Below are 11987 nucleotides of genomic sequence, written 5' to 3'. Positions count from 1 at the left end.
CGGTCCTCGTACCGAGAACCGCATTCGGGGAATGTCTGATTCTCACTTCCGGCACTCACGAAAGCTTACGGGGACTGATCCTGAGGCGCCATGATTGCACGGGGGCAGGCCAGCAGGTGCATGTTGTGTGACGGTTTTGGTCACGAAGCGGGCCGCGACGTTGCGGATCGGGGTCCTTCCTGACGAGAAATGCGCGCTGCACATTGGTGAGCACCTTGAGCACCTAATCAATCAAACCCCTGTTTTACAGGGATTTCAATTAGATGCTCAAGGTGCGCAACCTTGAGCATCTTGAGCACCTAATCGACAACACGTTCCGCAGGGTCCATCTCCTCGCCACGGACTGATTCTTTGACCGTAAAAGGGGATTTTGCCGTCGGTCGACGCGCACCTGAATTCCCCGCGCGATCCGTTTGAGCGAATCGACCTGCGCATGCCAATGCCTCCCCATCTCCATTCGATCGTAGAAGACCGTGCGCGTTACTCTAAAAGAAAATCAAAGATACGTCAAGAGTGTTTGTCGTAAATAATGGGGGATGACGTGGTCTCTCTGGGCATCTTGATGAGCATCTTGCCGCTGCGACCTGGTTCATGCGATAGCGACAGGGCTGCGGGGCCGGAACAGGTCTGTCACAGTGCGGGATCGATTGTCGAGGATTAGTGACTCGGATTGGCGGCGCTGATTTCGAGCTTGCCGATCTGGCCGGGGCGAAGTGACAGATCGTCGTTCTGGATTTCCGCCCAGAGTCGGACTTGCTGGTTCGCGGGGTCGATTTCCGGGTGGACGAAGTTCAACTTCCCCTGGTACTTCTTGCCGTCGACGACGAATGTCACGTCACGGCCGACGAGTGAACCGGTCGCCTGCTTTGATGCCAGAAACCCTTCGGCGCGGAGTCGATTCAATCGGATGAACCGGGCGACCGGGGTCGCAGCATCGACCCATTCACCGCGCTGCCGCTTCCACTGCACGACGATTCCGGGGAAGGGGGCCTTGATCGTTCGCCGAGCGAGCTGCAGCGTCGCCCGGTCGAGATCATGTTGCTTCAGCTTGAGAGTCAATTTGGCCTGGGCCACTTCGATGTCAGCCAGTCCGACGTCGAGTTCTGCTTTGTCGGCCAGCAACTTGAGTCGATCGAGTTCAGTTTGCGAGACACTGTTGGGGAACCTGTTGAACGAGTCGAGTGATCGTTTCAACTCTGCCCGCGCCACGTCCAGCGACTTTTTGGCAAAGCGGATCCGCAGATCGTTTTCGGCATGTGTGCGGGCAATCTCGACCTCGGTTTCCGCACGGGCTTTCAGCAGCTTCGCGTCCTGATCGTCGAGTATCGCCAGAGGGGCGTCGGCCTCGATCGTCTTTCCTTCTGACACGATGATCTCGCTCAGAACGCCAGACTCCCGCGCGGAGAGTTCGGCATGTTCAATCAGAGTGAGCTGTGCCCCTTCAATGGTAATGCTGTCGGAGGGATCGGCTGCTGCCAGCAGCAACAGCAAGGAACCACTCAAAAACAATGAATTCATGAAAGAGATCCCCGGCAGCGGCACTCGTTGGATGGAAACACAACTGATCGGTGCAACGGAAGAGAACCGAAATGGCCCACCCTCCTCCAATCGCAACGACGCGAGTTAAAGATGCGAGTTTAAATCAGCTCGTCCATGACAGGAACGCCGAAATGTGGACCAGAGCATGCCGTCATCACCGATCGCGGCAACGGGTCACAATCCGCGCGAGTTTTGCGTTCTTTGCCGATGGTATTTCAGGCCCGGGAGAAAGAATGAGCCACCCAGGACGACGCCGAACAGCGACACTCCGAAATCGATCGAAGGATTGCGTTGCAGCAGGGCCATCAGAATCGATGTCAGGTAAAGGACCACTCCCTGGACGTAGAACTTTCCGGACAGGATGCCGGCCTTGGCGAAGAAGATGTTTCCCCCGATCAGTGCGAGAACGGGGGAGAGCGACAGCACGGGTAGGTTCAAAATCCATTCCAGACCGAACAGAAACATGCTGGAGCCGACGCTCCCTGCCCAGACGTGCGCAATCTGCCGTTCCACAAATGTGATCGGTCCTGACCGGCGGCGCAGTTCCCAGAAGATGAAGGCCCAACCGGTCGAACAGACCGACCAGAACGTGGCGTATGGCCAGCGGGATTCGACCCCCTGGTAGTGCATGCCGTTCGTGATGAAGCAGATCAGCATGACGACCAGACTATGCCACATCCATAACAGGCCCCAGTTCTCCAGAATGGCCGCATGGTGCGTTTCGCGGAAGGCAAGCGCAATCATCTGAGAGATCTGCGTCGAACGGGCCGAAATCGGTTCACTGTTGAGATAGGCTTCCAGATCATCGGCCAGGGCATCGGCCGTTCGATAACGCAGGTCTGCCGGCTTCTGCAGGCACTTCAGGCAGATCATTTCCAGGTCGGCGTCCGCTTTCGGATTCAGCATTCGCGGAGGCAGAGGGTCCTGTTCCCGGACCATCAACACCGTGTCGACGGCGGACGCCGCCTGAAAGGGAGGCCGTCCCGTCAGCATGGCGTAAAGAATTGCACCCAGCGAATAAATGTCCGTCGCGGCACTGATCTCACTCCGGCGTCCTGCGGCCTGTTCCGGCGCCATATACCCCGGCGTTCCCAGGATTGCGCCGGTCATCGTCAGGTTCGCATCGGCAGTAAGACCATTCTCGCCGTCAACAGAGTCACCCGACAGCCGCTTGGCCAGGCCGAAGTCGCTGACGTAACTTTGTCCCTGCAGATCGATCAGGATGTTCGAAGGCTTCAGATCCCGGTGCAGGACCCCACGACGGTGGGCATCGGCAATCGCCCGGCAAATCGGCGCCAGCATCTCGGCGGCCTGGCGCGAAGGGAGGGGACCATCCGCCAGAAGTTTTGTCAGCGTTGTCCCTTCGATCAGCTTCATGCTGAAGTACGGCCGCCCGTCAACTTCACCCCCTTCGTAGACATTGACGATGTTCGGGTGATGAAGCTGTGCAGCAGATTCCGCTTCGGCGCGGAACCGGGCGATGTCGGATGAGGAAGCATGGTCCCCTCGCAGAATCATCTTCAGTGCCACGATCCGGTCGAGGCTTTTCTGACGGGCCCGATAGACGACCCCCATCCCGCCGCGACCCAGTTCCCCGATCAGTTCGTAGTCACCAAAGTCGAGCGGCGGGTTCTCCCCCTCTTTGTGTTCGGGCTCTTGAGCTTTATCGTCGAGAATTTCCGAGATGCTGGCGAAGTCATCCGCAATCTGCATGGTCGCCCAGAGTTCACGCAGTTCGGTCGCCAGTTCGGGATGTTCCTGAATGATCGCTTCGACTTCGCGTGAGTTTCCCTGGCGGGACGACTCAAGGAGGCGGTCCAGCAGGGATGCCAGCAGATCATCATGACTGAGTGACATGGAGTTATTCCGTGGGAAGCCGGTACCGAAGGTCGCTGTGCATTGCCGCAACGGGCCGGATGACCTGTTCCGTCGAAGACGTGGTCAGGCTATTCATGGGGCTGTTCCGTTTGAGAGGGCCGATCCCCCAGGATCGCTCGCAGCTTACGAAGGGCCCGGAGATGCCTCATCCCGGCCGCCGCTGCCGACAGTCCCAACGCCTCGGCCACCTCGCTGTTCCCCAGTTGCTCAAAATGCCGCATCACGACAATCTCACGGTCTTCGTCGTCGAGCTGATCAAGGGCGATCAGGAATCGGGATTCCAGTTCCTTGCGGATGCTGGCGGCGGCGGGAGTCAGTTCCTGATCGGCGAGCTGACCCATCAGATCCAGCCCTGATTGATCTGCGAATTGGGGGGAAGTCATCGACTGTTCGCGGTCCAGGCTGCGGCGCTGCGCTCCCCGGTGTCGACGGTGCATGTCGATCATCCGGTCTTTGGCCAGTTGGCGCAGCCAGAGATGAAACGGTAACCGCGGATCTGACAGATATTCCTGAAGTCGCGTATTGGCTTCCATCAGAACATCCTGGACCACATCGCTGGCATCAACTCGCTGCGCGATCTTCCGGTCCAGTCGCAACTGGATCAATTTTTTGAGTGAATTCCGGTGCCGTTCCAGCAGCCGGTTCACCGCGACGCGATCTCCCTGTCTGGCATTCACCAGCAGGTTCTGGGTAACAGTCTGTTCTGGCCAGAGCGGCATAAGGATCCGTAGGAAACAGGTTGGAAAAGTCAGGCTACGGGCAGTTCATTCGCCCCATCGGCAGGAGGCTACTGATCGCGGCAGTCATCCCCCGCGAGGTTTCTGAAAATGGGTCTGTTCTCCGAGAAAGGTTGGCTGACGAAGACGCCTGCGAGCGATTTCACCAAGGGCTGATTCCAGTTCGCTGGCGGCTCCATCACGAAGCGGGAAGGGGGACTCATGGTGATTCTTCCATCCGGTCCAGGGGGTATTCGCTGATCGGGATTCCCAGGCTGCGCACCTCTTGAAGGCGTCGCCAGGCGCGCGTCGTTCGTTCTTCCCGATTGGTCACTTCGGCCGGGTCGAGCAGTCGCTTGTCGAATGGTCCTTCCACGCTGACCGGTTCAAATTCGGGATCGACGATGAACTGAGCTGCGACGGGGTTACAGCGCAAGTGCCGTTCTTTGGCCGTCATCAGATAACGGGCCTCCACTTCACCGAGGATGTACCGGAGATACAGGTCGCTTTGCGTGATGTCTTCGACTTCCGCTCCACAGACTTCGCAAAGATATCCAAGTTCGCACTTCGCCATAGAACCGTCCGCGTTTCCGTTATGCGTGATGGAGTCATGATCGACGACTGGTCGATCGGGTGGCCGGGGCCCCTCGTCAGCTCAGGATGTCATGGATCACTTCCCCATGGACATTCGTCAGTCGTCGTTCAATTCCGTTGTGATAGTAAGTTAACCGTTCGTGATCGATCCCCAGCAGATGCAGTAGTGTGGCATGGAAATCGGGCCACGTCACGGGTCGATCGACGGATTTCCAGCCCACCTCGTCAGTGGCTCCGTAACTGATCCCCGGCTTCAGTCCACCCCCGGCCATCCAGACGCTGAAGCCATACATGTTATGATCACGGCCGGCCCCAAGGATACTCGCTTCGGACTGGGTAAAGGGAGTCCGTCCGAATTCGGTGGTGAAGACGACCAGGGTGTCGTCGAGCATCCCCCGTTGACGCAGATCCCGCAGCAGGGCCGCAATCGGCTGATCAACGCGAAGGGCTTCCTGTGAGTGATTTTCCTTCACACTTTCATGTCCGTCCCAGTTGATCCGGGGCGAACCAAATGAGCCACCGGCAAATAGCTGTACGAATCGGACCCCCTGTTCCAGCAGTCGGCGGGCCAGGAGACAGCTTCGTCCAAAGTCTTTCGTTTCTTCGCGATCCAGTCCGTAGTCGGATTGCGTCTGTGCGGTTTCCCCGGCCAGATCGGTGACATGAGGAACAGAGAGCTGCATCTTCGCGGCAAGTTCATAACTTTTCATGCGCGCGACCAGATCGGATTCGGGCCTGGTCTGCTGATGGTGTCGATTGAGTGCCGCGATGAACTCTCGCGTTTTCGCTTCGCTGCTGGCCGAGAACGAGCGGGGAGTCTCACTTCCTGCCGGGGTCGCAGGAAACAGATCGTCGATCGGCTGCCCTTTGGTCCGGAACGCGACCCCCTGATAGCGAGCTGGAAGAAACCCGTTCGACCAGTTGATCGTTCCCCCCGCCGGAAGTCCGCGTGGATCCGGCAAGACGACGTAAGCGGGAAGTTCATCGGTTTCGCAGCCCAGGCCGTACGAGAGCCACGAGCCCAGCACGGGGAAGCCATTCAAACGAAAGCCGGTGTTGGCCTGGAAGGTGGCCGGGGTATGATTGGCCGAGTCCGCGACCATGCTGCGAATGACGGTCAGTTCATCCGCCACTTCAGCAATGTGCGGAAACAGTTCCGACACCCACAGTCCACTTTCGCCGCGCCGCTGAAAGTTCCAGTCATTCTTCCGCAGCGGACCGACCTTACCGAAGAATGTTTCCGGTTTCTCGGACGAGGGGAGCGGCTGACCGTGATATTTCTCCAGTGCGGGTTTGTAGTCGAACGAATCGAGATGACTCAGTCCCCCACACATGTAGAGATGGATGACTCGTTTGGACTTGGGGGGAAGGTGCGGTGGCGGGTCATGGGCTTCTCCCGTCACTGTCGCGGCCCCGGCACGTTGGTTCTGATTGAGAACATGCCAGACAGCCGTTGAGGTCAGCCCATGCGTCGACCACGACAGGAAGTCACGACGATCGATTGGCTGAGGCATTCACAATCACCTTTCGTTGTTTCTTGACGGACGAAGCGCGCCGACTCGCACGGGCGACTCATTGTAATCGGTTCGAGTCCAGCGGGAACGCCTGTTCAAATTGTGACGACGGGGGGCCGTGGAGTATACCGACGCACCTTGTTCCCAGTCTCTGTCACTGTCGAGAAAGGAAACGTCGAGAATGGAAACGCCGGGAATGGGGTGTAGGATCCCGTCTGGTGGTTTCCGTCGGGGCGTTGCTCCTCGATGACATTACTTGAGAACGCCGTGATCTCCTTGAGACTGCCGTTGAATCGAAGGATTGCACGGGGATATCCATGCATTTCTCAACAGTCAGGCAGATTCTTGAGGCCGGACAGGGATTTGTGTGATCGCCTGGAGGGTGAATTGGGGACCGGACGGCGGGGTGTTGCGATTGGGTTGAGGAACACCTCTTGCGGCTGTCGCCGCCCCGGTAGCCGCGAAGACGCGTCAACCGTGGCTATCCGCTGGGACTGGACCCGGGAGTGGGGCGTTGTTGGTAATTTAAAAATTCGTCACCTTGGGTTCCTGGCTGTTGCTTTTCTTTTCCAGTCGAATCACCAGACGCGAATTTCCGGGGGGACCGTAGCTCCAGACTTCGGTGATTCCCCGCGAGGTAATCGCTCGCGTCAGTGAACGTGGCTCACCCAGCATCTCGCGAAGAGCGGTTGAGGTTATGCCGAGATAGATCCCTGTGGGTGAGGCCTCGGGTGTCGTAACGCCGGCAGGCCTTCCCGGTACGGACTTGACCCAGCGACTGTTCCGCCATTCGTAGCCCAAGGCGGCGAGGCGCGATTTCACTTCTTCGTATCCGGGGTCGATCCGGTGCGCGTCGGACAGGTATTCCACCGCCTCGGCTTCCTTCCGAAGCAGCGTGAGGTACTCTTCGGACAGTTGCAGCAGGCCGACAATTCCATCCCCCTTCAACCGCAATTCGTGCGATTTGACCCATTTGAGCAACGCCTGATCCGCCGTTTCCTGCTGCTTTCTCTCGCGAAGCTGGGTGGCGAGATCTTCGATCTCGGATCGGGTCGCCGATTCGACGTGAAGCACCCGATACGCCAGACTCTGTCGGCGATGGACTTCTGCCAGTTCGGATTCTTCGGGAATCAACTCGAGGATCTGGTCCGCGATTCGTTCGCCATCACGCCCATCGAGTGACGCGTCGTGCAGCAGTCGTTTGCGGGTGGCGGAGATGAAGAAGAAGCGGTGTAGCTGGATTCTCTGCTCATCCGTTGCTTTGCGGTAGGTGGCCACCGGGTCGAGTTCATATCGCTTTTGCAGGTCTCGATTGGGACTGGTCAGAGGAGTGGTCGTGCCGGGAAGCGGGTCCCCCAGTTTCTCGGTAAAGTCCTGCCATGCGGCCAGATCGACGGGGGTGGCCTTCTGCATGGTCTGCCATTGAATCTGCAGCCCTTCGTGCAGCAGTTCCATTTTGCGGCGGGGTGGCAGTTTCCGTTCGTCAACTTTGGTCGCCAGTTCGAATCGTCCTGCGGCATCATCCGGTTTCAGGCTGGCGTGGTCAGTCTCGATCGCCTTGAGATAGGCTTCGTCCCCTTTTTTCAGCAGGTCTGCATCTTCGTAGAAGCGACCGAGGGCGGCGATCCAGTCTCCCAACTCATTCCATTCGGCAGAGGTGGCGCGTTTCAGTCGTGCGGCACGGGATTCGAACTGTTCGACATAGCCGGGAACGACGCGAAGCTCTTCAACGGCAAATTCCAGCTTGGAGTCGACCTTGCGAAAGCGTCCCGTGAGTTCGATCGTGCTTTTCGGAATGACGTTCCGCAGCTTCTGACTATCGACAATGAACTTGGCATCACACCGCAGCAGTCGAAGTTGACCACCGCCGAACCCACCGACTCTCCCTTCGACGCGAATCGCCAAAGGAGAGTCCAGGAATCTGTCCCATGGCTTGGTGTCGTTCAGTTTCTCGACGGTCCAGACCGTTTCCGCCGCCGCCACGCCTGCAGGGACCGCTGCGGCCATCAGGACCAGTCCGAGCAGGGACCCGAGGCTGATACGATGGCGAGACAACGCACGGTTTGCGGGACAGGGGCTGGGTGAACGTGACGAGGCCACGTGAAGGGACGTTGCAGTGAGACTTCGCGGGTCCGGCGTGTGACGAACAGCGTCCATCGGTCATTTCTCCGTCCGTTCAATACCCACCGCGAACCCCGTCAGGTCCCTTGTTTTCGGTGAGGCAATTTTATCCTCATTCCCGAACAGCGAACAGCAACAAATTCCGAGTTCACCCATAGATCGGATCGCGGGGAAATCGAATCGGGGGAAACCCGATCGATCGCGAACCCGCGGCAGGACAATTCGGATCAACGGGGATCACAAGTCGTGAGGTTCCAGAACTTCGATGCGGGGCAGATGCCGGTAGTTGTCGTCGTAATCCAGGCCGTATCCGACGACGAACGCGTCGGGAATCAGAAAGCCGTGAAAGTCGGGCGTGATGTCGACACAACTGCGTCCCTCTTTCCACAGCAGGACCGCCGTAGCGATGCTCGCAGGATGGTGCCGCTTCAGTTCCTCGACCAGGCGGACCAGTGTCTTCCCGGTATCGAAGATATCGTCCACCAGCAGGACATCGCGTCCTTCGATCATGGGCATCAGATCCGTGCTGATGGTTAGCTGACCGGGGACTGTCGTTTCGCCCCGATAACTCGACGCGCGAATAAAACCGATCTGGTGGGGAATGTTGATCGCCCGAATGAGGTCCGCGACCAGAATGACGCTGCCGTTCAATACGCCCAGAACCGTTAATGGTCGTCCTCGGTAGATCTCCGTGAATTTCCGCCCTAATTCTGCGACTCGCTCGGCAATTTGTTGCTCTGTCAGTAATGTAACCATCCGTCGTCGTTCATTCCCAAAAGTCAGGGTGCAGTGATTCAGCCGTGCGTGTTCGTCTTCCGCTTGATCGATCACGGTGGTGCGGACAAGCGACCGGCAGACGCGTGATGGATGTGCTCAGTCATTGTGAAGATCGTCGGCAGGCGAAGCAATCTTGCGGGAGTCGTTCATGAGTTGGTCAACGACGCAGGTTTCGGGTAAGTCCGTCGACGTTTTTGTGCCGGGTGAGGACCTCAAGCCCGCAGGGATTGTCCTGTTTCTGCACGGCTACGACGGTGTCACGATCAAGGACAATCCGGCCTACTCGAACGAACTCGCCAAGCACAATCTGATCGGACTGTGCCCCCTTGGCGAGCACTGCTGGTGGACCGACGTCGTTTATCCCTCTTACGACCCGCTGACCAGTCCTCTGGACTACCTGTCGGAACACATCCCGAAATACTGTGCGGAGCGATGGCAGATCGAACCTCCGCGGATTGGTGTCTGCGGCGTCGAGATGGGTGGGCAGGGGGCTCTGCAACTGGCTTACCGTCACGCCCGGAAGTTTCCTGCCGTCGTCGCGATCTCGCCGAAGATCGATTTCGAAACCTGGTGGGGACATGGCACGTCGCTCGACACGCTTTTCGAGAATGCGGAAGCCGCACGACAGCGGACAGCCATCCTGCACCTGCATCCGCTGAACTACCCCCGGCGGCAACTGTTGCTATGCGATCCGGCCGACCCCTACTGCTTTGACGGAGTGCTCACGCTGGCCAGCAAGTTGTCGTCGACGGGCATCGCGTTCGAAGACGACTTCGTCACGACTCACGGCGGCTACGGGTGGAACTACGCCAACGCCATGGCCCCCAAAGTCATCGATTTCCTGGCCAGAGCCGTTGCGGAGGCTCGTTGAGACTGAGCTGTGTGCACCGTTTTCTGGTGACGACCGAGGCGAGACGGTGAACCAATTTCACCGGGGATAGGGACCGCCCAAAGGACTGCCAGCGCGGGGCCTACTCAACCAGCGTCCGCCGACTCGCGTGAATAGAAGAGTTCACGGTGCTCGATAGGCGGGAAAGAATGCGTCGGGGGGACTTGCCGTCTTGCCGGTTCGGGCTTCCCACTGCCGGCACAGGTCTTGATAGGTGACGGGGTCTGCGATCAGCCGCCAGGTGTAGAACGGTGAGCGAAGATGTGAGAATCCCGCTTTGAACTGGAACAGAGAATCTTCAGATCCGCCGTAGCCACCCCCCAGATGCATGGTGTGATTGCCTCGTTCTTTGGCCCAGGTCCGGACGGAATCGAGCATCACTTTCGTAGGGTACTGGCTGTGGAATTCTTCGGTCGTTCCGCTCAGGTGGTACTGGACAATACCGCAGACTTCCGAAAACAGTGCTCCACACGTGACCGCCCCCTCCTTGTGGCAGATCGCCAGATGCAGCACGTCCCCGATGGAAGCCCTTAGTTGCGCAAAATACTCGCGTGAGAAGAAATAGTGCTCGTTCGCGTTAACGCGCTGCATGGTTTCGGTATAGGCCCGGAAAAACTCGTCGAAGTCTCGCCAGTCCGACTGAATCTCGACGGTGAATCCCTTTTTTCGCGCACGATTGATCTCGCTGCGGTGACCGGCTCGCGTCTGATGCCAGAGTTCTTCCTGCGGCAGCGTCAGGTCGATGGAGACTGTCTGACCATGCTCGACCAGCGTCCCCATCTGGCGAAGCGGTTCCAGTGGCAGGGGAATATTCGGGTGTGACCTCGAGAAAGCCGCAATAATCCGTCGCTCGGTGAGTCCCTCTTTCAGGCGGCTGATAGCCTGCTGCAGGAAGGGCTCGATGGGTCCCTTGTCGGGACTGATGACCAGGGGACAGGCATAGCCGTAGGGAGTGATGGCGTCGAAGAGTGGCTCGTTGGCGGAGTACGATGCGGGGACGGGGCGAACGATGAACGTCATGAGACAACGACGGCCGTCGTCGTCTTCAGCATGAAAGGCCAGCGGAGTACCGTCACCATTGGGGGCACACATCCGGTCCTGGGCACTTAATGCGACGTATTGGGGGAGGTGATAGAAGTCGTGTGTGCTGTCGGCAAGAAACCGACCCCACAAACTTGAATCAGGCCCAATAAAGTCGCAACGCATCCAAACGAGCTCCCGAACCACTCGACACATGACGATGAATTCAGGGGGTGTAGCGGATGCGGGCGTCTGCGCGAAGCCTAGTGGTCAAATGTGAGTAGCGAGGGCTAACCGATTCGATTGGCAAATCGTCCATACGAGAGGCGAATTCAAACCTGAAATCAAGAGAAACCTGTGGCTTTCGGCGTGGTCGAAAGGGTTGAGGTCAGGAACCCGTAACGGTTTGCAAAAAGGCCTCGCGCCGGGGATCGGTGGCGTAAGCACTTGAGAGCAGGGGCTCAAGCTGGACGGACGAAGTGGAGACTTTTTCCAATGAGGGATTCACACCTGTCGCGTTCGCGTGTGCAAAACCAGTCCCAGCGCGATTGTCTTGATCGTCCCGACAAAACGAACGGTCAGAATGCCACTGCTTCGAAGTCTTCGCAGAAGCAGTGTCTTATCGTAGTTTTGGTGCCGGAAAGCGCACTGCATGCCCGGGGACGGTCATACAGTGGCATCTTCGCTTGATCCGCGACTCCGACTGAGGGGGGCTGGACGATGAACCTATCCGTCAGACTGCCACTGCTTCGAAGTCTTCGTAGAAGCCGTGTTCTTGTCGATGTCTGGTGCCGGAAAGCGCACTGCATGCCCGGGGACGGTCATACAGTGGCATCTTCGCTTGTTCCGCGACTCCGACTGAGGGGGCTGGACGATGAACCTATCCGTCAGACTGCCACTGCTTCGAAGTCTTCGTAGAAGCCGTGTTCTTGTCGATGT

9 protein-coding genes are annotated in these 11987 nt (G+C 58.3%); 1 reads left to right on the top strand and 8 read right to left on the bottom strand.

Translation table 11 applies throughout. The features are described 5' to 3' along the window. Positions 1-657 precede the first annotated feature (657 nt). The 7 genes from VGE80_RS08735 to hpt all read right to left on the bottom strand — a co-directional run bounded on the left by VGE80_RS08735 (position 658) and on the right by hpt (position 9118). Positions 658-1518 (bottom strand): efflux RND transporter periplasmic adaptor subunit, encoded by an 861-nt coding sequence (locus VGE80_RS08735; protein ID WP_373653539.1) that lies wholly within the window; start codon positions 1516-1518, stop codon positions 658-660. Between the two features lie 195 nt (positions 1519-1713). Continuing rightward, positions 1714-3396 carry a serine/threonine protein kinase gene (locus tag VGE80_RS08730; RefSeq protein ID WP_440592383.1) on the bottom strand — a complete coding sequence of 561 codons (1683 nt, stop codon included), beginning with the start codon at positions 3394-3396 and terminating at the stop codon, positions 1714-1716. 89 nt (positions 3397-3485) lie between these two features. After that, positions 3486-4136 (bottom strand): sigma-70 family RNA polymerase sigma factor, encoded by a 651-nt coding sequence (locus tag VGE80_RS08725; RefSeq protein WP_440592382.1) that lies wholly within the window; start codon positions 4134-4136, stop codon positions 3486-3488. Between the two features lie 217 nt (positions 4137-4353). Continuing rightward, complete coding sequence (locus VGE80_RS08720) at positions 4354-4707, bottom strand: hypothetical protein (RefSeq protein ID WP_373653536.1); 354 nt, start codon at positions 4705-4707, stop codon at positions 4354-4356. A 76-nt stretch (positions 4708-4783) separates the two neighbouring features. After that, positions 4784-6241, bottom strand: coding sequence for a DUF1501 domain-containing protein (locus VGE80_RS08715; protein ID WP_440592381.1), 1458 nt, complete (start codon positions 6239-6241; stop codon positions 4784-4786). 525 nt (positions 6242-6766) lie between these two features. Next, positions 6767-8398, bottom strand: a complete 1632-nt coding sequence (locus VGE80_RS08710) for a hypothetical protein (RefSeq protein WP_440592380.1) — start codon at positions 8396-8398, stop codon at positions 6767-6769. Between the two features lie 201 nt (positions 8399-8599). Next, positions 8600-9118, bottom strand: a complete 519-nt coding sequence (hpt, locus tag VGE80_RS08705) for a hypoxanthine phosphoribosyltransferase (RefSeq protein WP_373653533.1) — start codon at positions 9116-9118, stop codon at positions 8600-8602. A gap of 169 nt (positions 9119-9287) precedes the next feature. Here hpt and VGE80_RS08700 point away from each other — a divergent pair, with 169 nt between their 5' ends. Continuing rightward, positions 9288-10010 carry an alpha/beta hydrolase-fold protein gene (locus VGE80_RS08700; protein WP_440592379.1) on the top strand — a complete coding sequence of 241 codons (723 nt, stop codon included), beginning with the start codon at positions 9288-9290 and terminating at the stop codon, positions 10008-10010. 141 nt (positions 10011-10151) lie between these two features. Here VGE80_RS08700 and VGE80_RS08695 read toward each other — a convergent pair whose 3' ends face one another. Beyond that, positions 10152-11234: a GNAT family N-acetyltransferase gene (locus tag VGE80_RS08695; protein ID WP_373653531.1), complete on the bottom strand. Its 1083-nt coding sequence runs from the start codon at positions 11232-11234 to the stop codon at positions 10152-10154. Between the last annotated feature and the right edge of the window lie 753 nt (positions 11235-11987).

The sequence above is a fragment of the Schlesneria sp. genome, assembly GCF_036405755.1.
GTDB lineage: Bacteria > Planctomycetota > Planctomycetia > Planctomycetales > Planctomycetaceae > Schlesneria > Schlesneria sphaerica.
Note: the sequence above shows the minus strand (reverse complement) of the source record. Positions and strands in the feature narration are given on the sequence as shown.